Here is a 26046-nt window from a genome sequence, read left to right as displayed (position 1 = left end):
CCGGCCCATTCTCTCGGGCCCATCAGGAGGCTCCGATGAAGCTGTTTCCAACCCTCGCCAGCCTGTTGCTGTGTATCGCAATGCCCCTGCTCGCCCACGCTGAAACCGCGGCCAATGGCTGCACGGAAGTCACGGTGGATGGGTATAAGGCGCCCAACTACGGCTGCCTGGGCCAGCAGATGGGGAATGCACCGAACGCGGCCAAGGCCGCACAAAAAAATCGCGAAGCGCAGAATATCCCGGTACAGAAGCGGCCACCGAACCAGGTGGGGCTGTCTACCCCTGCGGCGACCAGTGTGCGCATGGGCAATACCTTCGGGACCTCGGTGAAACCGCAGCGGCCTTGAGGGCTCTGGGCACAATCCATCAAGCATTCAATAGATTTTTCATCGCTTCCCGATGCTGGTGGGTCAGTTAACAAATAAGTGAGTGACACTCCCTCATCGGGGCATAAGTATCTACACAACTTTTTTCAGCGGTCTGTGGCGAGGGAGCTTGGTCCCGTGGCGGCCTTCGGGCCGACCGCTTTTTTGGAGTTTTAGCGAGTACATATCCGTTGCTGCGGTAACGGCCACTTAGGGTTCCGCTCTTACAGCGGGTCACTTTTGGAAAAGAGCCCCAAAAGTAACCAAAAGGGCTCTTGCCCCACCACTCGGCACCTCGCTTAGGCTCGGTGTGCCCGAACCCAGGCTTGAATCCGTGGGCCGCCGTCATGGGCCATCCCTGGCCCAGGACGGCTAACCCGGCGTCCTGCCGGGTTACCCACGGATTCAAGCCTGCGTTCGGCCAGCGTGGTTAACGGGGCGCCTGAGATCAAGATCAAGATCAAAAGCCAGAGCCAGAGCCAGAGCCAAAGCCAAAGCCAGAGCAGATCAAAAGATTGCTGACTTCGTCAGCGGTTAAGGAAATAGAAGCCACACCGCGTACGCTTCAATGATCAGGTCGGCTTTAAGGCCGCCTCGCTTTGGCTTTTGATCTCAAATCGCCCCGTCAAACACGCTGGCCGAACGCAGGCTTTGGAGCGTGGGTAACCCGGCAGGACGCCGGGTTAGCCGTCCTGGGCCAAGGATGGCCCATGACGGCGGCCCACGCTCCAAAGCCTGCGTTCGGGCACACCGAGCCTAGGCGAGGTGCCGAGTGTTGGGGCGTGCGTTTTTGGTTACTTTTGGCGCTCTTCCAAAAGTGACCCGCTGTAAGAGCGGAACCATAGGCAGCCGTTACCGCAGCAACGGATATGTACTCGGTCAAATCCAACCACATGGTCGGCCCGAAGGCCGCCACGGAAACAAGCTCCCTCGCCACAGACCACTGGAAATTGTGTAGATACCCATGCTCATCGGGGGCAAGCCCCCTCCCACAAAGGCTCTACAGTGGTTTGGAGATCGGGGTTTCAGGCCGCGTGGCTTTCCTTTTTCAAGCTGTCCATATCGATCACGAACCGATACTTCACATCGCCCTTGAGCATGCGCTCATACGCCTCGTTGATGCCCTGGATATCGATCATTTCGATGTCCGAGACAATCCCGTGCCTGGCGCAGAAATCCAGCATGTCCTGGGTTTCCTGGATGCCGCCGATCAACGAACCGGCCAGGCTGCGGCGCTTGAAGATCAGGTTGAACACCGTAGGCGACGGGTGCGGGCTGTCGGGGGCGCCGACCAGGGTCATGGTGCCGTCGCGCTTGAGCAGGTTGAGGAAGGCGTCGAGATTGTGCGGCGCGGCGACGGTGTTGAGGATGAAGTCCAGGCTGTTGGCGACCTTGGCCATTTCGTCCGGGTTCTTCGACACCACCACCTGATCGGCACCGAGGCGCAGGCCGTCTTCGCGCTTGTTCGGCGAGGTGGTGAACAAGGTGACATGGGCGCCCATGGCGTGGGCAATCTTCACCGCCATATGCCCCAGGCCCCCGAGGCCGACCACGCCGACTTTCTTGCCGGGACCGACCTTCCAGTGATGCAGCGGCGAATAGGTGGTGATGCCGGCGCACAGCAGCGGCGCCACGGCCGCCAGGTTAGTGTCATCGTGGGAGATACGCAGCACGAACTTCTCCTTGACCACGATATTGTCCGAGTAGCCCCCGAAGGTGTTCTCCCCGCCAAACACCGGGCCGTTGTAGGTGCCGGTAAAACCGTTCTCGCAATATTGCTCCTCGCCCTCGGCGCAAGAGGCGCAGTGCTGGCAGCTGTCGACCATGCAGCCGACACCGGCGAGGTCGCCGACCTTGAACTTGCTCACATTGCCACCCACCGCCGTCACGCGGCCGACGATTTCATGGCCGGGCACCGAAGGGTAAAGGGTGTTGTTCCACTCGTTGCGCACGGTGTGCAGGTCGGAGTGGCACACGCCGCAGTAGAGAATGTCGATCTGTACGTCATCCGCCCCCGGCGCGCGGCGCTCGAAGGTAAAGGGCTTGAGGGCATCCTTGGCGTTCTGGGCGGCGTAACTGTATGTCTTGGCCATTTCGTTCACCTGTGTGATCTGACGGTAGAGGTCAGTGGACCAGCATAGACGCTGAACCGTTCAACCGAGCACGTCTGTACAATTTCCATCGCGTCCCTGCGCCTAACCTCACGGCTTTCAATCGCGTAGAAGTGCTGGAGAATGGGCATGCGTAGCAAAGCAATCAAGGTATCTGTGGCATTGACGCTGCTGGCGGGCGCAATGATGGGCAATGCCTTCGCGGCAACCCCGAGCGTGGCCGTGGCGCCACAATACGACACCAGCCACGTCTACGTGGCCCCAGCGGATGTGGACCGTTTCACCCAGAGTTTCCTCGCCACCTTCGGCGGCAAAAGCACGCCCCAGGTAGTGGTGAATGTGCTGCCGGTGCCGAGCAGTACCACCTCGCAACTGCTGCAGACGCCGGCGGGCACGGTGTCGCTGTTCGGTTTCACCACGCCTATCCCGCACCCTTTTGGCCAGGAACGCAACGGCTACCTGGTCAAGGACATGGACGTTGCACTCAAAGCCGCGCGGGAAAACGGCGCCGCCGTTATCGTCAGCGACTTCCCGGACCCGATCGGGCGTGACGCCGTGGTGCAATGGCCGGGTGGCGTGAACATGCAGCTCTACTGGCACACCAAGACCCCGGCCTACGCAGCATTCCAGACCGTGCCGGAAAACCGCGTGTACCTGTCCACCGAGCGCGCCGATGCCTTTATCAAATCGTTCCTGGGCTTCTCCCACGGCAAGGTGCTGGCCGATGACAAGCATGCGCCCGGCGCCGATGTGGGCCAGGCCACTGGCACGTACCGCCGCGTCGATATCGAGTCACCGTTCGGACGCATGGCGGTGCTGGTCACCAACGGCCAACTGCCCTACCCCTTCGGCCATGAGACCACCGGTTATCAAGTGCCTGACCTGACGGCTACCCTGGGCAAGGCCACCGGTTCCGGCGCCAAGGTCCTGGTGCCGGCCTTTGACAGCAAGGGCCGCCGCAGCGCCGTGGTTGAATTCCCCGGCGGCTACGTCGCGGAAATTCACCAGCTCCTCGCTGCAAAATGATTGGCCGCACAGGCTGGGGCCTGGCCGTGCTGTGGCCGCTGCTGATCGGCAGCGCCCACGCCGACGATCAACCGACACGACCGGCCATCAAGACCAACCGCTGGCAGGAAGACTGGTCGGTGCTCCAAGACCCGGCGCTGCGCACCCAACCGCTGGACAGCTTGAAGTACATCCCGCTGTCCAGCGCCAACCCATTCACCTATTTGTCATTGGGGGCGACGTTGCGCGAGCGCTTCGAGATGAACGATGCCAATGGTTTTGGGGTGAAGGGCGTCAAGCGTGACAGCTACCTGATCCAGCGCTTCCAGGTGCACGCCGACCTGCACTTGAACGAAAACTGGCGGCTCTTCACCCAACTGGAAGATGCACGCGCCTACGACAAGACCACGGTCGGCGGCGCCGACCAGAACCGCGTCGATTTGCGCCTGGCCTTTGCCGAATACGTCAACGCCTTCAGCAGCGGCACGCTCAAGGCGCGTGTCGGGCGCCAGGACTTTGCCTTCGACTTGCAGCGTTTCATCTCATCGCGGGACGGCCCGAACGTGCGGCAATCCTTCGATGCATTGTGGGCCGATTGGGAAACGTCCAACTGGCGCTTTATCGGGATTGCCAGCCAGCCGGTGCAGTATCAGGACGAGCGGCACTTCGACGACAAATCCAACAGTGACGCGCGCTTCCACATGCTGCGGGTCGAGCGGCTGGTGGGCGGCAAGAATGAGCTGTCGGCCTACTACGGCGTGTACGAGCGCAGCGCTGCGCACTATCTGGATGCGGACGGCGATGAAACCCGCCACCTGCTGGATGCACGCCTGGGCGGCACGGCCCAGGGGTTCGACTGGGACATTGAAGCCATGCTGCAAAGCGGCTCGGTGGGCAACAAGGATATTCGCGCCTGGGCCGGCGGCAGCCGCACGGGATACACCTTCGACAGCGTGACGTGGAAACCGCGCATCGGCCTGCAACTGGACATCGCCTCGGGCGACCGTAAGACCGGTGACGGTACAGTCGGCACGTTCAACCCGCTGTTCCCCAACGGCTACTATTTTTCCCTGGCCGGCTATACGGGCTACAGCAACCTGATTCACGTCAAACCGTCGATCACCGTCAAGCCCATCGACAAGCTCAGCGTGCAGACCGCCGTCGGCCTGCTGTGGCGCCAGACCACCAGCGATGCGGTGTACACGCAACCGAACCTGCCAGTCGCCGGCACCGCAGGCCAGGGTGGACGCTGGACCGGTGCCTACGGTCAATTGCGCACCGACTACGTGTTTACGCCGAACCTCACCGGTGCGGTTGAAGCGGTGCATTACGCGGTCGGCCGCACGTTGCGCGACGCCGGCGGCGATGACAGCAACTACCTGGGGGTCGAGCTCAAGTTCAGTTGGTGACCCCAGGCAAGCACACCCGTACAAGCCCCTGGCCCGGTTTCGGGCAATAGTGAGGCTGATGTCCAGTCCCTCAACCAAGGAGTTTTTCCATGAGCACATTCGTAGCCAAAGACGGTACCCAGATCTATTTCAAGGACTGGGGCAGCGGTAAACCGGTGCTGTTCAGCCACGGCTGGCCGCTGGATGCCGACATGTGGGAATACCAGATGGAATACCTGAGCAGCCGTGGTTTTCGCACTATCGCATTTGACCGCCGTGGCTTCGGGCGCTCTGACCAGCCGTGGACCGGTAACGACTACAACACCTTCGCTGACGACATCGCGCAGTTGATCGAACACCTGGACCTCAAGGACGTGACCCTGGTGGGCTTCTCCATGGGCGGCGGTGACGTGGCCCGCTACATCGCCCGCCACGGCAGTGCACGGGTGGCCGGCCTGGTGCTGTTGGGCGCCGTGACGCCGATCTTCGGCCAGCAGGCGGATTACCCACAAGGCGTGCCGAGCGAAGTGTTCGACGGTATCAAGGCCGGGTTGCTCAAAGACCGTGCGCAGTTCATCGCGGACTTCAACACGCCGTTCTTCGGCATCAACAAGGGCCAGACCGTTTCCGAAGGTACGCTGGCCCAGACCCTGCAGATCGCCATGCTGGCGTCCCTCAAGTCGACCGTGGATTGCGTCAGTGCATTCTCCGAGACCGACTTCCGCCCGGACATGGCCAAGATCGACGTACCGACCCTGGTGATCCACGGTGACGGCGACCAGATCGTGCCGTTCGAGACCACCGGCAAGGTGGCGGCCGAGATGATCAAGGGTGCCAAGTTGAAGGTGTACAAGGATGCGCCACACGGGTTTGCCGTGACCCACACCCAAGCCTTGAACGAGGACCTGCTGGCGTTCCTCAATCGCTGAAACACCCCGCTCCTTTGGCCGGAACGCTAGTGCCCTGTAGGAGCAAGCTTGCTCGCGAAGATCGTCAACGATGACGCAGTCAATCAGATTTAACGCGTCGCTCTTGGGTTCTTCGCGAGCAAGCTCGCTCCTACAAGGGCAGGGTTTAACCGGCCTTTTTTTCCAGCGCCAGGCGACCTGGCCCGGCAATCAGGATGCTGGTGAAAATGATCAACAGCAGCCAGCCGAATTGCCCTTCCAGCAACGTCCACTCCGGATGCACCACCACCATCGCAATCAACAGCACCGCCAGGATCGGCAGGCACGCCAGGCGCACCAGCACCCCGGCGATAATCAGCAGCGGGCACAGCACTTCGGCGAATATCGCCAGCAGCAGGGTGACATGGGCGCCGAGGTGAAACGGGTCTTCGATCAGCTTCAACTGCTCGCTGTAGTTGAGCAATTTGGGCAGGCCATGCACCCACAGCAGGAACAGCGCCCCGCTGACCCGCAGAAATAACAGCCCGATGTCCTGGTGTCTTGATTCGTTCATATGCGCTCCGGTGGGTTGACACGTTATCGACGTCGATTGTGTCCGCAGAGCGCTACGCACGCTTGCAACCGTGTGCTGACCTTACTCCCCGGTGCCGGCAAACCCGGCGACGATCTCGTCGATCACCGCCCGTACCCGCGCGGTGTGGCGCAAGTCGGCATGGGTCACCAGCCACACATCATACGGCAAGGGCCGCGTACGCTCCGGCCACACACGCACCAGGCCGTCCATCTGGCCGGTCGGCACCGGGATTTCACCGATACCGATGCCGGCGGCAATTGAGCGGCGTACCAGCAGGCTGGAACTCAACGCGGCCACAATGCGCCCACGGCCCAAGGGTTCGGACACCAGGCTCATGTCCTTCTGGGTTTGCAGGTACGGCTGGTAGACCACCAGGTCATGGCCTTCGAACAGACTGCCCGGCTCCGGCACACCGTGGCGGTCGACATACGCCTGTGAAGCGAACAGGCCCACCGGCCAACGCGCGATACGCCGGGCGATCAGGTCGGGGCTGTCCGGGCGGATGTTGCGCACAGCGATGTCGGTTTCACGCTTGGCCAGGCTGAGGAACTGGGTGGAAGCGTCCAGTTGCACACGCACGTCGGGGTGTTGATGGTGCAGCCGGGCGATCGCCGGGATCAGGAAGTCGATGGCCAGGGAGTCGGTGCTGCTGACCCGCACAATGCCGGTCAGGCGGTCGTCCAGGCCTTGGATCTGGCGCTGGAGATCCAGGGCCGAGCGTTCCATTTTTTCCACCGAGAGCAAGGCGGCCTCGCCAACGGCGGTCAATGCATAGCCCTCGGAGGTGCGCAGGAACAACGTCGCGCCCAAGGCCTTTTCCAGGGCATTGACCCGCCGCCCGACCGTGGCCTGGTCGACCCCAAGCACCCGCGCGGCACCGCGTAATGTCGACTCGCGGCACACCGCCAGGAACACCCGTGCGTCATCCCAATTCATGCTGCCCCCTTGCGCTGCATATCTGCATCACTATGACGTGTAATCGCTGCATTATTGCATCGAAAAACCTGGATATGCTGGGCGCCATAGAAAATACCCAGGACCACCGTCATGCCCGACACTCATCCCCCCTCTCGCACGGCCTTGTGGCTGCCGATTTTCGCTGGCCTGTGTGCCAGCCTGGTCAGCATCGGCCTGGCGCGCTTTGCCTACACGCCGTTGATTCCATCGCTGATCCAGGCCCACTGGTTCAGCGCCAATGATGTGGTGTACCTCGGCGCCGCCAACCTGGTGGGTTACCTGATCGGCGCGCTGATCGGCCGGCCCATCGCCCAGCGCACCTCGAACAGGACCGCGCTGCGCATCATGATGCTGGCGGTGACCCTCGCGTTCTTTGCCTGTGGCTTCCCGCTGTCGGTGGTGTGGTTCTTCGCCTGGCGCCTGCTGTCGGGGATTGCCGGTGGCGCGATCATGGTGCTGGTGGCCGCGACCGTGTTGCCCCATGTACCGGCCGCACGTCGGGGCCTGGCCAGTGGGGCGATCTTCCTCGGCATTGGCCTGGGCATCGCCGGCTCCGGCACGATATTCCCCCCGCTGCTGAGCCTGGGCTTGCAGCAGACCTGGTTCGGCCTGGGCCTGTTGGCCGTGGTGCTGACCGCCGCCAGCTGGTTCGCCTGGCCTTCGGGCGCGCTGCATGAAGATGCGCGGCCCTCCGGCCCGGCCGTCGCGACGCCATCCGGGGTGTACCTGCTGTTCGCCCAGTACGCCTTTATGGCCGCAGGGCTGGTACCGGCGATGGTGTTCCTGGTGGATTACGTGGCCCGTGGCCTGGGGGCCGGGGCGCATATCGGCGCGATGATCTGGGTGATGTACGGCCTGGGTTCGATTGTGGGGCCGGTCACTTACGGATTCCTGGCAGACAAACTGGGCGCGCGCTTGAGCATTCGCGTGGTGCTGGTGGTGCAGGCGATAGCGGTCGGGTCGTTGCCGTTTGCCGGCTCGTTGACGGCCCTGGCGGTACTCGCGGTGCTCCTCGGTTCTTTCCCCCCGGGCATTGTGCCGTTGGCGCTGGCACGGGTGCATGAACTGATCCCCAGCCATCATCAGCAGCAGGTCGCGTGGAGCCGTGCCACGGTCTCCTTTGCCACTTTCCAGGCGCTCTCGGGGTTTGCCTATTCCGCCCTGTTCAACTTCAGCGGTGGCCAGCATGGGTGGTTGTTCATGATCGCCGCCGGGGCGATAGTGGTTGCCCTGGCACTCGAACTGGGCATGCGCCTGCTGAACCGCCGACCGTCCGCCGCGGTCCCACCCCATACGCTCATCGCTGCAGGTAATCTGAAATGACGCTCCCGAAAGAAATGACCCTGATCGAAATCACCACCCCCGGTGGCCCCGAGGTGCTGCAGCCGCGCCGCGCAGATGTACCGGTGGCGGGCCCCGGCGAGATCCTGATTCGCGTGCATGCGGCCGGGGTCAACCGCCCCGACGCCCTGCAACGCGCCGGCAAGTACCCGATGAAACCTGGCATGAACCCGCTGCCTGGCCTGGAAGTGGCAGGGGAAGTCGCCGCGCTGGGCGACGGCGTGACCGAATACGCCCTGGGCGATAAGGTCTGCGCCCTGACCAACGGCGGCGGCTATGCGCAGTTCTGCACGGTGCCCGCCAGCCAGGCGCTGCCGATCCCTGCCGGCGTGGACTGGATTCAAGCCGCTGCCATACCGGAAACCTTCTTCACCGTGTGGGCCAACCTGTTCGGCCTTGGCGGCGCGCACACCGGCCAGCGCGTGTTGATCCACGGCGGCACCAGCGGCATCGGCACCACCGCCTTGATGCTCTGCCGCGAGTTCGGTATCCAGGCCTTCGCCACCGCCGGCAGCGCCGACAAATGCGCGGCCATTGCCCAGCTTGGAGGCGAGCCGATCCATTATCGCGAGCAGGACTTTGCCGAGGTCATCGCGCAACAGACCGACGGCCAGGGCGTGGATGTGATCCTCGACATTATGGGCGGCTCGTACCTCAACAACAATCTCAAGGCCCTGGCCATGGACGGTCACCTGGTGATGCTGGGCTTCCTCGGCGGCGCCAAGGCCAATGATGTCGACCTGCTGAGCATCCTCGGCAAACGCGCGGTGATCACCGGCTCGCTGTTGCGCGCGCGCACCAAGGATGAGAAAGCCGCGATCGCCCAGCAACTGCGCGAATATGTGTGGCCGGTGCTGGAGGCCGGGCGGTGCCTGCCGATCATCGACAAGGTGTACGAATACACCGACGCCGCCCAGGCCCATGCACGGATGGAAGGTGGGGACCATATCGGCAAGATTGTGTTGCGGGTGGAGTAACCGGCAGGCAACACCTATTAGGCGGGCAACACCTATTAAATGTGGGAGGGGGCTTGCCCCCGATTGCAGTAGGTCAGTCAATGATGCTGTGACTGTCATACCGCTATCCGAGCATGGGTGTCTGCACAACTTTCAGGCTGAAAAATCTCTTGGGGGTGAGGGAGCTTGGTTCCGTGGCGGCCTTCGGGCCGACCGCTTTTTGGGGGTTGGGTGAGTACATATCCGTTGCTGCGGTAACGGCCACTTAGGGTTCCGCCCTTACGGCGGGTCACTTTTGGAAGAGCGCCAAAAGTAACCAAAAACGCTTCGCCCCAACACTCGGCACCTCGCCTAGGCTCGGTGTGCCCGAACGCAGGCTTTGGAGCGTGGGCCGCCGTCATGGGCCATCCCTGGCCCAGGACGGCTAACCCGGCGTCCTGCCGGGTTACCCACGCTCCAAAGCCTGCGTTCGGCCAGCGTGTTTGACGGGGCGATCCCAGATCAAAAACAAAAGCGAGGCGGCCTTAAAGCCGACCTGATCATTGAAGCGTACGCGGTGTGGCTTCTATTTCCTTAAACGCTGACGAAGTCAGCAATCTTTTGATCTGCTCTGGCTCTGGCTTTTGATCTTGATCTTGATCTCAGGCGCCCCGTTAACCACGCTGGCCGAACGCAGGCTTGAATCCGTGGGTAACCCGGCAGGACGCCGGGTTAGCCGTCCTGGGCCAGGGATGGCCCATGACGGCGGCCCACGGATTCAAGCCTGGGTTCGGGCACACCGAGCCTAAGCGAGGTGCCGAGTGGTGGGGCAAGAGCCCTTTTGGTTACTTTTGGGGCTCTTTTCCAAAAGTGACCCGCTGTAAGAGCGGAACCCTAAGCAGCCGTTACCGCAGCAACGGATATGTACTCGGTCAAATCCAACCACATGGTCGGCCCGAAGGCCGCCACGGAAACAAGCCCCCTCCCACATTGATTGCGTGACTATTCGGAATAGACGGGGTAGTCGATGTAACCCACCTCCCCCCCACCATACATCCCCTCTTCCCGCAGTGGATTCAACGGCCAGCCGTTGAATAGCCGCTGCGGCAGATCCGGGTTGGCAATAAACGGCCGTCCGAAGGCAATCAGGTCCGCCAGCCCGGCTTCCACCAGTTTCGCGCCGCGTTCAGCGGTGTAACGACCGGCATAGATAATGCGGCCGCTGAAGGTGCTGCGCACGGCTTCACGGAAGGTGTCGGGCAACACGGGGGCGTTGTCCCAGTCGGCTTCGGCGATGGAGACATAGGCGATGCCCGAGGCTTGCAGCACCTTGATCGCTTCGATGTAGGTGTGATGCGGGTCTTCTTCCACCAGGCCGATATACACACGGTCCTCATCGGTACCGCTGAACAGCGGCGAAAAACGCACGCCCAACCGTTCCGGCCCCACCACCTTGCACACCGCCTCGACGATCTCACGCAAAAAGCGCAGGCGATTATCCAGTGAGCCGCCGTATTCGTCGTCACGCTGGTTGGCGTGGGCCGAGATGAACTGGTTGACCAGGTAACCGTTGGCCGAATGAATCTCGACCCCGTCAAACCCTGCGTCCAGTGCATTGCGTGCCGCCTGGGCGTAGTGCTGGACCAGTGCCTTGACCTCTTGGGTGGTCAACGCACGGGGCACCGGCGGTTGCATCAGCTCGCCCACACCCGGTCCGGTTGCGATAAAGGCTTTGGCTTGCTCGGCTGCCAGTGCGGACGGCGCAACCGGTGCGGCGCCGTCGGGCTGCAAGGCGTTATGGGACACGCGGCCCACGTGCCACAACTGGGCGAAGATGACCCCGCCCTCGGCGTGCACGGCGTCGGTGACTTTGCGCCAGCCGTCAATCTGCGCGGGGGTGTAGATACCCGGCGTCCAGGCGTACCCCTGGCCACGCGGTTCAATCTGCGTGCCTTCGCTGACCATAAAGCCGGCCGTCGCGCGCTGGCGGTAATACTCGGCCATCAGGTCGGTGGCGATATCGCCGGGTTGCGCGCTGCGCTGGCGAGTCAGGGGCGGCAGCACCACACGGTTGTTCAGGGTGTGATGCCCCAGTGAAATCGGGGTACTTAAAACAGAGTGGGTCATTCGAGAACTTCCAAATTGAGGACAAGCGAAGGCATTGGCGACTCCAGGGAGTCGCCAAGCCATCCAGCGTGTCAGGGGTTTAAGCGGTGAGTTTCAGCAGGGCCTTGGCCACATCGCTGGAGCTGGCAGGGTTCTGCCCGGTGACCAGCAAACCATCTTCGAGGACAAAGGACTGCCAATCCGCGCCCTTTTCATACTTGCCGCCCAGGGCCTTGAAATCATCTTCAATCAGGAACGGCACCACATCGGTCAAGCCCACCGCCTGCTCTTCCGAATTGGAGAAGCCGGTGACGCGACGGCCCTTGACCAGCGGCTCGCCATTGACCGCCTTGACGTGACGCAAGGCACCCGGCGCGTGGCAGACAAAGCCGATAGGTTTGCCGGCCCGCTCGAAGGACTCGATCAGGGCGATGGAAACCGGCGACTCCGCCAGGTCCCACAGCGGGCCGTGGCCACCTGGGTAGAACACGGTGTCGAAGTCGTCAGCGTTGACCGTGTCCAATTTGACCGTATTGGCCAGGGCCTGCTGCGCAGCCGGGTCGGCGGCAAAGCGGCGGGTTTGTTCGGTTTGTGCATCGGGTGCGTCACTGACCGGGTCCAGGGGCGGCTGGCCGCCGGCCGGGGATGCCAGGACCACCTCGACCCCGGCGTCCTTGAACGCGTAGTACGGCGCGGCAAATTCTTCGAGCCAGAAGCCGGTCTTGCGGCCGGTGTCGCCCAGTTGGTCGTGAGAGGTCAGTACCATTAATACTTTCATGTTCCAGTGCCTCGATCGATGTGAATGTCAGTGTGTTCAGGGCAACCCAACATCTGTCGGGTCAGCCACAGCGCCTGATCAAAAGGCGCAGACGTACGGGTGATCTTGTTCATGACGCTGGTGCCCAGCCATAACGCATACAGCTGATGGGCGAGATCCCTTGGGCTGTGTGCAAGCACCAGGGAACCGTCTTCAACGCCGCGCCGCATGGCCTCGGCGAGCATTTGGATAGTGCGCGAGGTGCCACGATGCAGCGCCAATCGCATGGGCTCTGAAAGGTCTGACACCTCCGCACCGAGTTTGACGGCAAGGCATTTGCCTGCATCGGTGCAGCCGGTCTGGTTGTCGATCCAGGCTTGCCAATAGCGCATCAACTTGGCCTGCTGGGATAACCCCGGCTGGGCGAAGAGTTGCGCCATTCCCTGCACGTAGTGATCAAAGTAGGTGTCAAGCAAGACGACACCAAATGCATCCTTGGAATCGAAGTAGTGATAAAACGAACCTTTGGGCACATCGGCGGCTTGCAGTATTTCGTTCAACCCCACGGCGGAAAACCCTTTGCGGCCCACAATCGATTGCGCCGTCTCCAGAATGGTCTGCCGTGCACTTTTGGTTTCGCTGTTCATGCTTCACTCCGCCCGATTAGACCAGTCGTCTAGTGCGTGGAGTGAATGTTAGGAGCCGAGCCTTAGGCTCACAATGTCATATCCGCAAGGATTCCGGACACGCTGCAAAGGCGGTTGCCGTTTTCCCGGCAGCCACCGACAATCCCTTCTCCCACGCCCCAGGAGACATGCGATGCACAGCGTTGCGCTGATGGTTTACCCGAACTTCCAATCCTTGAGCCTCAGCCTGGGCTCGGTGTTCGAGTGCGCGAACCTGCTGCGTGGTGAGCCGGCCTATGAGTTTCACCTGGTGTCGGAAAGCGGCGGCGCGGTGATGACGTCCCAGGGGTTCTCGGTCAATACCACGCCGATTCGGCCCGAAGGCTATGACACCCTGATCGTCAGCGGTTACTTGGAATTTCGCCTGCCGGAAGCGAACCTGCTGGCGCTGGTCAAGGCTGCGTCGCTGCAATCGCGGCGGATTGCCTCGCTGTGCACGGGCATTTTCGTGCTGGCCGAGGCTGGGTTGCTGGAAGGCAAGCGCGCCACCACGCACTGGATTCATGCGCCGGCTTTTCGCAAGCGCTACCCGGCTATCCAGTTGGAAGACGACAAGCTGTTCATCGTCGACGGCCAGATCTGGACCGGTGCCGGCATGAGCGCCGGGGTCGACCTGGCGTTGGCGATGGTGGAAAACGACCTGGGCAGCGACCTCGCCCGGCGCATCGCGCGCAAGCTGGTGATTGCCCAGCGTCGCGGCAGTGAACAATCGCAGTTGTCCGCCTTGCTGGAACTGGACCCCAAGTCCGACCGCGTGCAACTGGCCCTGGCCTACGCGCGTGAGAACCTCACCCACGATCTGTCCGTGGATGCCTTGGCCGACGTCGCCCGTCTGAGCCCGCGCCAGTTCAGCCGGGTATTTCGCGAAGAAACCGGGCAGACGCCGGCCAAAGCCATCGAAGCCCTGCGTGTGGAAGCCGCGCGGGCGATGATGGAAACCAGCCGTCACCCCGTGGAAGTGGTGGCGCGCGAAACCGGCTTCGGTGATCGCGAACGCATGCGCCAGGCGTTTCTACGTGCTTTCGGGCAACCGCCCCAGGCGATGCAACAGGCGCTGTTCAATACGCGTGCCTAGCGGCAGTGGTAAGGGCTTTCGCTCTTGAGTTCTTCCCCGGTTTTGAGGTCACGGATGGTCACCGTGGCTTTCGGGAAGTTCTGGCAGAACATATTGCGCGAGGAATAGATAGCGCTGCCGTGGCTGGTCATCACCATGTTGATCGGAGCGCCCGAGGCGTCGACGGCCGTGACATCGTAGTCACCCGACATGGTTACGCAACCGCCCAAAGTCAGCAGCAGCGCAGCGCCAACGAGGTATTTGGAAAAAGACACTGTGTGCATTTCGCATCCTTGTGAAATTAAGGGCCAGAACGGCCAGCGAGATTAGGAACAGGCCGCCGCGTTTAAGTTCAACATTGTGTTCAATGCAACGCCGCCCGGGTAATCAGGTAACTGGTCAACTGCGGGTCATCGTCCAGCTCGATGGCCTGCACCGGGCGTGGCAGGTTATCCAGCACCGTACGCCAGAATGCCTGGGACACTTCATCCTGGTCATAGAAACGCACCAGCCAATCGGCCTCGCCGCTGCACAGCACCTGGGTGGCGATCGCGCTGCCGATGCCCTTGCGACGATAGCGCTTGAGAATAAACAGGTCGGCCAGTTCCAAGGCATGGATGCCCGGCACTTCGCTGCCCTCGATCAGCAGGAAGCCGGCGATATAACCGTCGACCAGCAACAGGTTGGCGCTCCATTGCGGGTCTTGCCAATAGCGGTTCAGGTGTTCGTCATGGATGTAGAAACGACCGTCCGCCTCGACATCTTCCTGCTCCCAGTCCGACGACTCGTAGGCGTAGTACTGATAAAGATTGCGGATCAACTCGGATGCTTCGGGGCCGGTCTGGATCAATTCAACGGTGGTTTCAGGCATGGGGCTCTCGGTGAAAAAAACAGGGCGCCATTGTTCACAAAACCCCGCCCCAGTCCAATAGCGGTCTCCACCTTTCTACTTGCTGAACCGATTGCAAATAGCGATTGCATTGGCCGAATTCTTGAAACATTTGGAATAAACTTCGCCGACTCGCCCGTTATTCTCAAGGACACCTATTTTGACCAACGTCTGTTCCGCCGGCCTGGATGTGGGCTTCGCCTCTCTGGATTACCTGCAAATCTTTATCCTGGGCGTGATCCAGGGCATTACCGAGTTGTTACCGGTGTCGTCCACCGCCCACATGCGCGTGATACCCGCCCTGCTCGGCTGGCAAGATCCGGGCTCGGCGTTTTCGGCGGCGATGCAGTTGGCGGCGCTGGCTGCGGTGGTCAGTTACTTCTGGCGCGATGTGCACCAAGTGACCACCGGCAGCATCGGCGCGGTACGCCGGGGTGACTACAACGACCGCTGGTTCAAGCTGGCTGTGGCGATTGTGCTGGCGACGATCCCCATCGGCATTGCCGGCCTGGCGCTGTCCTCGACCTTGAATGCCTGCAACTCGCCGTTGCGCGGGCTGATGGTGATCGGCATTTCCTGCGTGGTGATGGCGGTGTTGCTGGCGGCGGCCGAGCTGCGTGCCCGGCATACACGGGACGTCAGCCAGATGCGCCTGCGGGATGCGTTGATCGTCGGTGTCGCCCAGATCGGCGCGTTGATTCCAGGCGTATCGCGTTCCGGCTCGACCCTCACCGCAGCCCTGTTCCTCAACTTCAAACGCGAAGAAGCCGCGCGCTTTTCGTTCCTGCTGGGCCTGCCGGCCATCGCCCTCGCCGGCCTGAAGGAGCTGTGGGTGCTGCTGCACGCCGACATGCCCGCCCACGCCTGGCCGCATTTGCTGTTTGGGCTGGTGGTGGCCAGCGTGTCGGCGTTCTTTGCGATCTGGGGCCTGATGAAGTTCCTGGAGCGCTTCTCCACCTGGCCCTTTGTGATCTACCGCGCGCTGCTCGGGGTGTTCCTGATTGTGGCGGTCAGTACCGGCTTGCTGAGCTGACCCGAGGCGCAGCTATTCGTCTGGTAGAGTTCAGTGATCGCAACGGAGTGGTCGCTGAACATGTCTTTCTTGAAACGCGTACAACACCAGAAAATTTCACGTCCCAACCAACACAGCTTCAACCCTGACCGGTGGAACGCAGCGCTGGATCCCGACGCCGCTGACGCACAGGACAAGAGCCTGCATCAAGCCGGCCTGTGGTTTTACCGCGCGTTTGGTGAATTGCGCAAACAGCTGAGTTTTGCCGCTGACCGGCAGATCCCCAAGAAGAACAAACTGTTGGCGTTCATCACCCATGCCAACCTGAACGCCATGATGTATGAGCAGGCCGCGAAGGAGATTCGCGAAAACATCGGTGACCTCGATCCGGCCGAGATCACGCGCCAGCAACTGGTGCCCAAGTTTTCCGACAACCAGGGTACAGAGCACTCGATCGATGAGGTTGCCCAGGCCGATATCGACGGGCTGCAAATGCCCATCCAGATGGTGCTGGCGGAAAAAGGCGATGCATCAGAACCGGATATCAGCACCACGCATTTCGACCTCAAGCGTGTCGCCCACGACTATCAACTGGGTGCCTTTTACGGTGTGCTTGAAGAGCACTGGGAGGACTGCCTGTGGAACGACTACAGATTCGAGCACGGTGCCAGGATCTTGCTCACGCCAGGCAATCAGCACTTCGCCGCCTGGAAGGTCATCAGTCAATTTCGGCGCAATATTCTCGTTCATTCGAAGACAACCGCGCGGATCATGCACTTCAGCAGGCACTACACGCAAAATTCCCACACCGAACTGGGGATTGTGCGACCTGTCTGTGCGATCACCCACCGTGAGGGCGTCACTCACTACCACCTCGCCGATGACGCAGAGGTCCAGCGCTCAGCCCTGGCCACCTACCTGATCATCCATGAAGCCCTGGAACCGTACTACAACGGATATTCCGCCTTCCAGGCGCCCAAATTGGACGGGGCAACCCTCCATGACGTGGTCAGGTGCTGGGCCGTCCTGTGCAGCCTGGCAAGATGCCTGCTGGATACCCCCAAGGCGCCACCTGAAACACCGTTGGGCGACTCGTTGCTGGTGCATGTGGCTGCACCGATGGTCGATAGAACCGCGTTGCTCAACGCGGTATCCGAATCCCTGGGAGTGGACCTGGCACGTAGCCGGGCACTGATTGATTTCCTGACCTTCGATCACACCGACAAATCGGATACCGGTAAGAACGAGTTGTGGACGCAACCGTTAATCCCCTACAACGACGATAAACTGCTGGTGTTATTCACGCCGCTGCTGTGGGGCACCACCCAACGCAACGTGAATATCTGGTTGCGACAGATGGGCGCCGACCTGGCGGCGCGCGGCAACTCGTTCGAAACCCATGCGCGTCAGGTCCTGGAACGCTATGCCCAGGACTCGCGCCTGAAAAAACACATTCGAATCATGCCGCATGCCTTCACATTCAACTTACCGAAGGCCGCTACCCCCCCGTATGAGGACATCGACCTGCTGATGCTGATCGGCAGTACGCTGGTGGTCGGCGAAGTAAAATGCTTCCTGCAGCCCGCCGATACGCTGAGCACCTTCAAGCATCGAGACAAGGTCATCGACGCTTGCGCGCAACTGGCACGCAAAATCGAGGGTATCCGACAACATGAAAAGTCCTTTAGAAAGCAGTGTCTGAAAGCCAATTTCCCGCTGCCTGACAAGCTCTCGATCCAACCCGTGGTGCTGTTGAACGGACCGGCCCACTGTGGGATTCCCTATGACGGCATACCGATTGTCGACACGTTGATTCTGTCGACCTTCCTGAGCGGCGTTATCCGGCAAAACATCACCGAAACCGTCGAGGGCGTGATCGCCGAAGAGCAGATTCATCTCTACACGGACCTCCCGGGCGCTGAAGCCAACCTTGCCGACTACCTGTCAGCCCCACCGCAACTGGCCTACATAAAAGCCGGGCTCACCGTGCAGGAATCCAACCGCCAACACATAGCCCAACCGCTCGAGGCCATCAGCTATCGGTATTTCGAGGTGGTCCTATAGGCCGGGGCTGCGCTCCGCCAGTTCGTCGAGCAGATCGGCCGACGGCACGAAAAACAAGCCGCCGGTGACCGCCGTGCTGAAGTCGAGCAAGCGGTCGTAGTTGCCCGCCGGGCGGCCGACGAACATGTTTTCCAGCATCTGCTCCAGTGGCTGCGGCGAGCGTGCGTAGCCGATGAAGTAGGTGCCGAACTCCCCGGCGCCCGGACGGCCGAAGGGCATGTTGTCGCGCAGGATTTTCACTTCTTCGCCGTTCTCGTCGGTGATGACGGTCAGCGCGCTGTGGGAATTGCTCGGCTTGGCCGCATCGTCCAACTCGATATCCGACAACTTGGTGCGCCCGATCACCTTTTCCTGGGCTTCCACGGTCAGGCCGTTCCAGGCGGTCATGTTGTGCAGGTATTTCTGCACCAGCACGTAGCTGCCGCCTTCGAATTCGGGGTCTTCGTCGCCGACGATGGTGAAGCCCACGGCCTTGCGCCCCACCGGGTTCTCGGTGCCGTCGACAAAGCCGATGATGCTGCGCATGTCGAAGTAGCGGAAACCCTGGACTTCATCCACGACCTTGACGCTGTCACCGAGGGCCGTCATCAGTTGGGTGGCGAGTTCAAAGCACAGGTCCATCTGTTCGGCACGGATGTGCAGCAGGATGTCGCCGGGCGTCGACACTGCCATGCGCCCTGGCACCCCGAACTCGCGAAATGGATGCAGCGAGGCCGGGCGTGGCGCGCCGAACAGCCGGTCCCAAGCCTGCGAGCCGAAGCCACAGACGCACGTGAGGTTGCCCGCCGGCACGCGTTTACCCACCGAGCGCACCAGCCCGGCGATGTCCGCACACCAGGCGCGCACGCTGTCTTCAGTGCCAGGCGCGACGGTGGCAACCATGAAAATCGCGCTGCTGGTGATGGGGTGGCAGACGGACTGAGGCTCAAGAGGCGGCTGAACAGACGAAGTCGACATAGTGGAAGTCCAGGCTAAAGGGCGAGAGTGAACCCGCGCAGATTAGCAGATCATTTCCGACACTCCTGCCACACGTCGCGAATCAATGCCTTGAGCTTCAACGCCTCGGCCCAGCGATCACTGATTTCATGCCCATCGGCGCCGGTGATGGCATAGGGCGGCGGGCCCAGTTCGCAGGTGAAGGAAAGGCTTTGCGGGGTTTCGGGGCGGGCCAGCCAGTCTTCGATCCCGTAGCGCCACCACTCGGTAAAGCGTTGCACCCAGGCTTGGTGCTGGGGAAACGCCAGGGAGACTTGCACCTGTTCACTGCTGGCCACACGCCCATGAAAGCCCCAGCTGTGCTGCAGGATCGTGCGGATCTGTTCATCGTCTTCAACGGCGCCGGGCTCGGGCAATTCGCGCCCGACCACGTAGTGGGACAAGTCAGCGAGCAGTTTCAGGTCGGGCATCTGCGCCAGCAGGTCGAGGGTGAACAGCAGGTCGTTGGTGAGGCGATAGCGGTGGGTTTCCAACAGCACCGGAAAGTCCACCTGCTCGGCCAGGCGTTGCCAGCCTTCGATCAAACGCGCGGCCTCGGTTTGGGTACGTGGGCGCACATCGGCTTGCAGGGTGAGGTGGTGGCAGCCGTGGCGGCTGATCACATCCAGTGCGGTCGCCAGGTCGTCGACGCTTTGCGGGAACAACTGGCCTTCGATCTGCAGGCCCCGCGCCGTGGCGGCGGCGTGTAGGCGCGCCACATCGGCGGCTTGCCAATAGTGATCGGTAATGCCGTCGAAACCGGCGGCTTTGATACGGTCGAGTTGGGCCTCAAGGGGGCCGGGCTCGGTGTGCATCGCCCACAGGGATTGGAATACCAGGAATTGGCGCATATCAGCCTCGCAGCAGGTGTTTGAGGGACACGTGGGGGTCGGCCAGGCTGGCAGGGTTCAGGGCGATGCGCGCGCTGATCAGCCGTTCGCACAGCTTGACGTCCTTGGCCACGCTATTGCCGGGGCCCCAGCCGCAGGCGCCTTGCAGGCGATGGTCGGCGTCGAGGTAGAACAGCAACAGCCCCGCGTCCGGCAATGCACGGCTGACGGTCAGCGGCGTGATCACGCCCACGGTCTGCAACCCCCAGTCGTACTGGTCGGACCAGAAACCGGGGAGCGCTTCGAACGGCTCGTCGCGCCCCAGCATGTTGAGTGCGGCATGCCGCCCTTGCGCCTCGGCGTTGCGCCAGGTTTCCTGGCGTTGGTACTCGCCGCCGAGGCGAAACTCGCAAACGTCCCCTGCCGCGTAGATGTCCGGCACACCGGTGCGCAGGTGCGTGTCAACGCGAATGCCCTGCCCCACCTCCAGCCCCGCCGCCACGGCCAGCTCGATATTCGGTTGCATGCCGATGCCGACCACCACCAGGTCACAGGGCAGCCACTGCCCATCCACCAGTTGCACCGCCTCTGCATGGATCGACTCCAGCGCCACATTCAGGCGCACGTCGACGCCGTGTTGGCGATGCAGCTTCAGCAGTGCCTCGGAGATGACCGGCGCCAGCACCCTGCCCGCCAAGCGTGGCCCGGCTTCGAGCACCGTCACCTCGCAACCCAGGCCGCGCGCCGTCGCCGCCACTTCCAGGCCGATAAACCCGCCGCCGACAATCACCAGCCGCGCTCCGGGGCGCAACGCGGATTTCAGCGCCAGCGCTTCATCGTGGGTGCGCAGGTACAGCACGTTGGCCTGTTCCTGGGGCAAACGCCGCGCCCTGCCCCCGGTGGCCAGCAACAGGCCGGCGTAGGACAGCCACTGGCCGTCGGCGAGTTGCAGGCGGTGTTGCGGCGGGTCCAATTGGCGGACCGGGTTACCGGCGATATGTTCGATGCCCAACTCGGCCAGCCGCGCGCTGTCGCACAGGCTGCATCCGGCCAGGTCCACGCTGCCCTGCAACAGCCCTTTGGACAGGGGCGGCCGCTCGTAGGGCACGTGCGGCTCGTCGCCGATCAGGATCAGGCGCCCGCTGTAGCCTTCTTCACGCAGGGTCAATGCCGCGCGGCCACCGGCATGGCCGGCGCCGACGATGATCAGGGCGGCGGTCATCATCAGGCCGTGACGGCGAGCAAAACCCGCCCCGCTTCGACCCGCACCGGGTAGGTCTTGAGGTTGACGCACACCGGCGCGCCCAAGGCCTTGCCGGAGCGGTAATCGAAGCGCCCGTTGTGCTTGGGGCATTCGACCACATGGTCCATCACCAGGCCGTCGGCGAGGTGGATTTTCTCGTGGGTGCACAGGCCGGCGGTGGCGAAAAACTCATTGTCCGCCGAGCGGAACACCGCGTAGGTATGCGGCCCGTGATCGAAGCGCAGCACGTCTTCTGCGTCTATTTCGCCCACGGCGCAGACGTCGATCCATTGATCGTTCATGGCGTTTTCTCTTGTTATTGGAGGGTGTCAGCCGGCAGTGGCTTCTGCATGCATCGGGGCCCTGGCGGCCGGTTCAGCACTGGGGCCGATGGGACGTTGGACGAAGTAAGTCGAATCGCTGCGCTGCTTCCAGATCGTCGGGATGATTTCCTTGTACGCCTCGAACAGGTTGGCGTACGGCGGCGGGCAGTCGTTGCGGATCTCTTCGTGCAATTGCGCCAATGCGTGGTACGGCACCATTGGGTACATGTGGTGCTCAAGGTGGTAGTTCATGTTCATGTAGATAAAACGCAGCACGCGGTTCATGTAGATCGTGCGGCAGTTGCTGCGGTGGTCGAGCACGTCTTCGGCCAGGCCCACATGCTGGCTGAGGCCGAACACGTAACCGAGCCAGGCACCGTAGAGGCTCGGCAGGCCCACCAGCATCAGCGGCAGCCAACTGTGCAGGTACAACGCAGTGCCGATGACCAGCGCATAAATGCCGACCCAGATACGCGCGGCGCGGAACACCTTGGGCCACTCGGACTCCGGGATAAAGTCCTGCTCCTGGGCACTCATCTGGCCGATCGCATGGCGCGCCACACCGCTGAAGGTCTTCCAGGCCAGGGGCAGGTTGAACAGGCTGAGCACCATCATCGGCAGGCTCGGCGGGCGTGGCTCGACGATCTCCGGGTCGCGGCCGACGACGATGGTGTCGGTGTGGTGCCGGGCATGGCTCCAGCGCCACACGTGGGGCTCGAAGATGCACATGAAGCTCGCGACCTGGTACAGCACGTCGTTCATCCAGCGGGTCTTGAATGCGGTGCCGTGGCCGGTTTCGTGCCAGCGCGGGTTGGACGCGGTGCCGTACAGCACGCCATAGGCGAGGAAGAACGGCACGCAGGCCCACGTGCCCCAGAACCAGTAGCCGCCGAAGCCGGTGGCGAACAGCGCGGTCACCCAAATAGCGGTATCGAGCAAGGCCGGGGCGTCGCGGCGTTGCATCAGTTCTTTCATGCGTTTACGGGAAATCGGCGATTGGTACCAACTGGCCGAGACCAGGCCTTTTTCCGCCGCGCGGGCGGCTTCGGGACCGGTGAGGCTGTAGTCGCGCCGAGCGTGATGAGCGGTGTGTTCAGGCATTGTTATTGTTCTCCGCAAGCGAGAGGTTTCAGGTGCTTTGCGAAACCAACGATAGAGTGCGGCTAAATCACCCTCAAGGCCTTGAATCCATTCCCTATCAAGCTATCATCCAGGCCCAGCGGGGCTTGATAGTTTTCTATCAAGACGCTCAAGAGGGCTGTCATGAACAACAATAAGCGCCCAACCATCGCCACCGTCGCCGCCCATGCGGGCCTGAGTGTGGCCACTGTCGACCGCGTGCTGAATGCGCGCGCGCCAGTCAATCCGCAGACGGCCGAGCAGGTGTTCCAGGCCGCCGAAGCCGTGGGCTATTTTGCTGCGCGGCTGATCGGCCAACGCATCCGCGAACGCCGGCCGACCTATCGCTTCGGCATTCTGCTGCTGGGCACCGCCCAAGCGTTCTATGCCCACCTGGCGCAGTCGATCAGCGAGGCGGCGCAACAACACGCCACCACCAACCTCACCTGCCAGTTCGACTACATCAACGACCGCACACCCAGCGCCATTGTCGCGCAGATCGAACAACTGGCCGTGCAGTGCGACGCCCTCGCCGTGGTCAGCTTCGCCCACCCGCTGATCAACGCCTGCCTGGCGCAGATCCGCGCGGCCGGCGTGCCGGTGGTGGCCCTGCTCTCGGATATTCACGAGCAAGCCCTTGAACCCTACGTGGGCCAGGACAACCACGTGGTCGGCCGCACCATGGGCTGGCTGCTCGCCCGCACCTGTGGCGCACGCAAAGGCAGCGTGGGGATCCTGCTCGGCGGCCATCGCTTCCTCGGTCACCAGGCACGGGTCGAAGGCCTGCACAGCTACCTGGCCGAACACGCACCTGGGCTCAAACCGCTGGAGCCGCTGATCAACCTGGACAACTGCGACATCACCGAAGAAGCCACCCTCGACCTGCTCACCCGCCACAGCGACCTGCGCGGCCTGTGTGTGGTCGGCGGCGGCGGCGACGGCATCATCAGCGCCCTGGCGCAGCTGCCCAAACGCCCGGCGTTGTGCTGCATCTTGCAGGAGTCCACGGCGCTGTCACGCCAGGCACTGAGCCAGGGGTTGATCGATGTGGTAATGGATTCACAGCCCAGGCAGACGGCGAACGCGCTGGTGCAGTTGCTGGTGGAATTGCAGAGTGCCGAGGGGTTTGATCCGGTGCGGCATCGGGTGCATATCGCGCCGCAGATTGTCACCTCGGAGAACATGTGAGCCTGAGACAGGGGGATCAAATGTGGGAGGGGCAAGCCCTAATGCCGTTCAGTTAAGGGTACATCGCCTTCTGTAGGAGCGAGCTTGCTCGCGAAAAACTCACAGGCGCCGCGTTGATTCAGGAAACACGCGTTATCGTTGACGTTTTTCGCGAGCAAGCTCGCTCCTACAAAAAAGCCTTAACTGAACGGCATTAGGGCTTGCCCCTCCCACATTTTGAATTTACGCGCCGCGAAAATCGCCGGCATTCAGGCCGAATCGACTCATCTTGTTGTACAACCCACCCCGCGATACGTTCAGTTGCCGGGCGGCCAGGCGGATGTTGCCGCCGGTGCTTTTGAGCGCGGCGACGATGGCGTGCATTTCGTGGCTGCTCAGGTCCTGGGCGGGCTGAGGTTCGTGGTGGCGCAGCGTGGCGCGCGGTCTGGTTTCCTGAGGCAGATCGGCCGCCTGGATCAACTCGCCTGTCGCCAGGTTGGTGGCGCGCTCGATGCTGTTTTCCAGCTCGCGCACATTGCCCGGCCAGGCGTAGGCCGAGAGCAATTCCAGCGCATCCGGGGCAAAGCCCTGCACCGCTTTACGCAGCGAACGAGCACAGCGTGTAAGGAAGTGCCGCGCCAGCAACGGGATGTCTTCACGGCGCATGCGCAACGGCGGTACGGTCAGGTTCAGTACGTTGAGGCGGTAGTAGAGGTCTTCACGGAACGCGCCTTCGGCCACCGCCTGGCTAAGGTTGCGGTGGGTCGCGGCGATGATGCGCACGTCCACCTGCCGTGAGTTTTTCGCGCCGACGCGGGTGATCTCGCCTTCCTGCAACACTCGCAGCAGGCTGACCTGAGCGTCGAAGGACATATCGCCAATCTCATCCAGAAAGATCGTACCGCCATCCGCCAGTTCAAACTTGCCCGCCGACCCGCCACGGGCCGAGCCGGTGAATGCGCCTTCGACATGCCCGAACAGCTCGCTTTGCACCAGATCGCGTGGGATCGCGCCGCAGTTGACCGCCACGAACGGGCCGTTGGCGCGGTCGCTGGCGTTGTGGATGGCCTGGGCGAACAGTTCCTTGCCGGTGCCGCTTTCGCCGAGGATCAGGGTGGTAGATTCACTGCGACTGGCGATACGCCCCAGATGCAGCGCGTCCTGGATCGCCCGCGACGTGCCCTGGATGGTGTCGAAGGTATAGCGGGCCTGGGTGCTGATGATGCGCCGGGTGATTTCGCGGATGCGGCGGTTCTCGCGCAGTGACACGATCACCCCGCCCTGCTCCAGCGGGCACACCGAGACCAGGCAGGCGAGCTGGCTGCGGTCGCGCAGGTGGAAGGTGCAATCGAGGTCACGCACCGACTCACCGCCGCGTAGAAGAATGGCGTCACTCAACTCACTGCGGCCCAGGCGCTGGAACGGGCTGCCGATCAGTTCCAGCCCCACTCCGAACAGTTGCCGGGCATAACGGTTGAGCGCCTTGATGCAGCCACGCTCATCGAGCACCACCAGGCCCTCGTTGAGGACTTCGAGCACGGTTTGCTGCTCTTCCAACAGCGCTTGCAGGGCCATCTGACGAGAGACCGCTTCGGCGGCGGCTTGCACGGTGCCGAGGGTGTGAAAGTGAAACCAGCCGGGCTCGGCAGTGAGGGTCAGCATCGCCAGGGTCTGGCCCTGGGCATTCCTGATCGGCGCGGCGGCGCAGTGCATGCGGCGCTGGCGCAGGCCACTGCCGAAGTTCTCCTCGGCCAGCACGTACACCAGGCGGTCTTCGGCCAGGGCCAGGCCGGTGCAATTGGTGCCCTGGACTGATTCGAGCAGGCGACTGCCGACGGGGGTGATGTCCAGCCCGCAGAAATACAGGGTGATGCCGTCGGCGTCGGTGAGGTTGATATGGCCGCGAGGGTTGTAGGCCAACAAGCCGTGCATGACTTGCGCGGCGGCGGCGATCAGCACGCGGTGGCTGGCCAGGGTGGTCGCCAGCGTGTCGGCGGCGGCGAAGCGGTATTGGCTGTCCTGCGGGTCGATACCGGCATCGACACTGCGCCGCCACGAGTCCCAGATTACCTGGCGCACCTCGGCCGGGCGCTGCACCTGCCCGGCCAGGCACGCGCGCCACGCGTGTTCCAGCGCGGCAATGGGGCCGTCGTTCAGCGCCGCCGGCCCCAGGGCCGTCAGGTAGTCGAGGTCTTGCATGCTGAACGCCATGCTCATCGTGAGGTACCCATGTTCAT

At 62.4% G+C, this 26046-nt stretch carries 23 protein-coding genes and 1 pseudogene; 10 read left to right on the top strand and 14 right to left on the bottom strand.

Going from position 1 to position 26046, the window contains the following annotated elements; translation table 11 throughout:
- Nucleotides 1-35 precede the first annotated feature (35 nt).
- On the top strand, nucleotides 36-347 hold the full coding sequence (locus QU606_RS15805; RefSeq protein ID WP_150055923.1) for a hypothetical protein: 312 nt from the start codon (nucleotides 36-38) through the stop codon (nucleotides 345-347).
- A gap of 1043 nt (nucleotides 348-1390) precedes the next feature.
- Here the strand turns inward: QU606_RS15805 and QU606_RS15800 are convergent.
- Nucleotides 1391-2458: an NAD(P)-dependent alcohol dehydrogenase gene (locus QU606_RS15800; RefSeq protein ID WP_024074799.1), complete on the bottom strand. Its 1068-nt coding sequence runs from the start codon at nucleotides 2456-2458 to the stop codon at nucleotides 1391-1393.
- A gap of 147 nt (nucleotides 2459-2605) precedes the next feature.
- Here QU606_RS15800 and QU606_RS15795 point away from each other — a divergent pair, with 147 nt between their 5' ends.
- The 3 genes from QU606_RS15795 to QU606_RS15785 all read left to right on the top strand — a co-directional run bounded on the left by QU606_RS15795 (nucleotide 2606) and on the right by QU606_RS15785 (nucleotide 5798).
- Nucleotides 2606-3502, top strand: coding sequence for a VOC family protein (locus tag QU606_RS15795; protein ID WP_102625713.1), 897 nt, complete (start codon nucleotides 2606-2608; stop codon nucleotides 3500-3502).
- The gene (locus QU606_RS15790; RefSeq protein WP_069075755.1) at nucleotides 3499-4890 is read left to right on the top strand and encodes an alginate export family protein; all 1392 of its coding nucleotides are present in this window, start codon (nucleotides 3499-3501) and stop codon (nucleotides 4888-4890) included. Before QU606_RS15795 ends, QU606_RS15790 begins: the two co-directional genes overlap by 4 nt.
- An 89-nt stretch (nucleotides 4891-4979) precedes the next feature.
- Complete coding sequence (locus tag QU606_RS15785; protein ID WP_024074796.1) at nucleotides 4980-5798, top strand: alpha/beta fold hydrolase; 819 nt, start codon at nucleotides 4980-4982, stop codon at nucleotides 5796-5798.
- A gap of 145 nt (nucleotides 5799-5943) precedes the next feature.
- Here the strand turns inward: QU606_RS15785 and QU606_RS15780 are convergent, their stop codons facing one another.
- Nucleotides 5944-6330 (bottom strand): DoxX family protein, encoded by a 387-nt coding sequence (locus QU606_RS15780; protein WP_024074795.1) that lies wholly within the window; start codon nucleotides 6328-6330, stop codon nucleotides 5944-5946.
- A gap of 81 nt (nucleotides 6331-6411) precedes the next feature.
- Nucleotides 6412-7287, bottom strand: a complete 876-nt coding sequence (locus tag QU606_RS15775; RefSeq protein ID WP_102625710.1) for a LysR family transcriptional regulator — start codon at nucleotides 7285-7287, stop codon at nucleotides 6412-6414.
- Between the two features lie 111 nt (nucleotides 7288-7398).
- On the opposite strand from QU606_RS15775, the gene QU606_RS15770 reads away from it, so the two are divergent.
- Together QU606_RS15770 and QU606_RS15765 are read left to right on the top strand one after the other, a co-directional pair.
- The gene (locus QU606_RS15770) at nucleotides 7399-8631 is read left to right on the top strand and encodes a YbfB/YjiJ family MFS transporter (RefSeq protein WP_304998558.1); all 1233 of its coding nucleotides are present in this window, start codon (nucleotides 7399-7401) and stop codon (nucleotides 8629-8631) included.
- Complete coding sequence (locus tag QU606_RS15765; protein WP_193690493.1) at nucleotides 8628-9626, top strand: NAD(P)H-quinone oxidoreductase; 999 nt, start codon at nucleotides 8628-8630, stop codon at nucleotides 9624-9626. Before QU606_RS15770 ends, QU606_RS15765 begins: the two co-directional genes overlap by 4 nt.
- 960 nt (nucleotides 9627-10586) lie before the next feature.
- On the opposite strand, the gene QU606_RS15760 is transcribed toward QU606_RS15765, so the two are convergent.
- From QU606_RS15760 to QU606_RS15750, 3 genes are all read right to left on the bottom strand, one after another.
- A complete protein-coding gene (locus tag QU606_RS15760; protein WP_069075742.1) occupies nucleotides 10587-11711 on the bottom strand; it encodes an alkene reductase in 1125 nt (374 codons plus the stop codon).
- Nucleotides 11712-11790: 79 nt separating this feature from the next.
- A complete protein-coding gene (locus QU606_RS15755) occupies nucleotides 11791-12468 on the bottom strand; it encodes a type 1 glutamine amidotransferase domain-containing protein (RefSeq protein WP_024074790.1) in 678 nt (225 codons plus the stop codon).
- The gene (locus QU606_RS15750) at nucleotides 12465-13094 is read right to left on the bottom strand and encodes a TetR/AcrR family transcriptional regulator (RefSeq protein WP_304998557.1); all 630 of its coding nucleotides are present in this window, start codon (nucleotides 13092-13094) and stop codon (nucleotides 12465-12467) included. The genes QU606_RS15755 and QU606_RS15750 overlap by 4 nt, the downstream gene beginning before the upstream one ends.
- A 172-nt stretch (nucleotides 13095-13266) precedes the next feature.
- Between QU606_RS15750 and QU606_RS15745 the strand changes: the two genes are divergently transcribed.
- Nucleotides 13267-14208, top strand: coding sequence for a GlxA family transcriptional regulator (locus QU606_RS15745; protein WP_024074788.1), 942 nt, complete (start codon nucleotides 13267-13269; stop codon nucleotides 14206-14208).
- On the opposite strand, the gene QU606_RS15740 is transcribed toward QU606_RS15745, so the two are convergent.
- Nucleotides 14205-14471 carry a hypothetical protein gene (locus QU606_RS15740; RefSeq protein ID WP_150054790.1) on the bottom strand — a complete coding sequence of 89 codons (267 nt, stop codon included), beginning with the start codon at nucleotides 14469-14471 and terminating at the stop codon, nucleotides 14205-14207. The two genes, QU606_RS15745 and QU606_RS15740, sit on opposite strands and share 4 nt — an antisense overlap.
- An 80-nt stretch (nucleotides 14472-14551) precedes the next feature.
- Nucleotides 14552-15096 (bottom strand): annotated as a pseudogene (locus tag QU606_RS15735) (GNAT family N-acetyltransferase).
- Nucleotides 15097-15236: 140 nt separating this feature from the next.
- Between QU606_RS15735 and QU606_RS15730 the strand changes: the two are divergent.
- Both QU606_RS15730 and QU606_RS15725 read left to right on the top strand, forming a co-directional pair.
- A complete protein-coding gene (locus QU606_RS15730; RefSeq protein WP_024074786.1) occupies nucleotides 15237-16109 on the top strand; it encodes an undecaprenyl-diphosphate phosphatase in 873 nt (290 codons plus the stop codon).
- Between the two features lie 60 nt (nucleotides 16110-16169).
- Entirely contained in the window at nucleotides 16170-18152 is a 1983-nt protein-coding gene (locus tag QU606_RS15725; RefSeq protein WP_024074785.1) for a hypothetical protein, read from the top strand.
- Here the strand turns inward: QU606_RS15725 and QU606_RS15720 are convergent.
- Genes QU606_RS15720 through QU606_RS15700 form a run of 5 tightly spaced genes read right to left on the bottom strand, consistent with a single transcriptional unit; the run spans nucleotide 18147 to nucleotide 22624 of the window.
- On the bottom strand, nucleotides 18147-19109 hold the full coding sequence (locus QU606_RS15720) for a Dyp-type peroxidase (RefSeq protein WP_069075747.1): 963 nt from the start codon (nucleotides 19107-19109) through the stop codon (nucleotides 18147-18149). The two genes, QU606_RS15725 and QU606_RS15720, sit on opposite strands and share 6 nt — an antisense overlap.
- A gap of 50 nt (nucleotides 19110-19159) precedes the next feature.
- Nucleotides 19160-19978 carry a sugar phosphate isomerase/epimerase gene (locus QU606_RS15715; RefSeq protein ID WP_304998556.1) on the bottom strand — a complete coding sequence of 273 codons (819 nt, stop codon included), beginning with the start codon at nucleotides 19976-19978 and terminating at the stop codon, nucleotides 19160-19162.
- A 1-nt stretch (nucleotide 19979) separates the two neighbouring features.
- Nucleotides 19980-21179 (bottom strand): NAD(P)/FAD-dependent oxidoreductase, encoded by a 1200-nt coding sequence (locus QU606_RS15710; protein ID WP_304998555.1) that lies wholly within the window; start codon nucleotides 21177-21179, stop codon nucleotides 19980-19982.
- A gap of 2 nt (nucleotides 21180-21181) precedes the next feature.
- Entirely contained in the window at nucleotides 21182-21502 is a 321-nt protein-coding gene (locus tag QU606_RS15705; protein WP_024074781.1) for a MocE family 2Fe-2S type ferredoxin, read from the bottom strand.
- Nucleotides 21503-21529: 27 nt separating this feature from the next.
- Nucleotides 21530-22624 carry a fatty acid desaturase family protein gene (locus QU606_RS15700; RefSeq protein WP_102625597.1) on the bottom strand — a complete coding sequence of 365 codons (1095 nt, stop codon included), beginning with the start codon at nucleotides 22622-22624 and terminating at the stop codon, nucleotides 21530-21532.
- Between the two features lie 162 nt (nucleotides 22625-22786).
- Here QU606_RS15700 and QU606_RS15695 point away from each other — a divergent pair, with 162 nt between their 5' ends.
- Nucleotides 22787-23830, top strand: a complete 1044-nt coding sequence (locus QU606_RS15695) for a LacI family DNA-binding transcriptional regulator (protein ID WP_024074779.1) — start codon at nucleotides 22787-22789, stop codon at nucleotides 23828-23830.
- Nucleotides 23831-24052: 222 nt separating this feature from the next.
- Here the strand turns inward: QU606_RS15695 and QU606_RS15690 are convergent, their stop codons facing one another.
- Nucleotides 24053-26026 carry a sigma-54-dependent Fis family transcriptional regulator gene (locus QU606_RS15690; protein WP_304998554.1) on the bottom strand — a complete coding sequence of 658 codons (1974 nt, stop codon included), beginning with the start codon at nucleotides 26024-26026 and terminating at the stop codon, nucleotides 24053-24055.
- Nucleotides 26027-26046 lie beyond the last annotated feature (20 nt).

Origin of the sequence: Pseudomonas sp. OVF7, assembly GCF_030644265.1 — a bacterium.
GTDB lineage: Bacteria > Pseudomonadota > Gammaproteobacteria > Pseudomonadales > Pseudomonadaceae > Aquipseudomonas > Aquipseudomonas gorinensis.
This window is presented reverse-complemented; position numbering and strand designations above follow the sequence as displayed.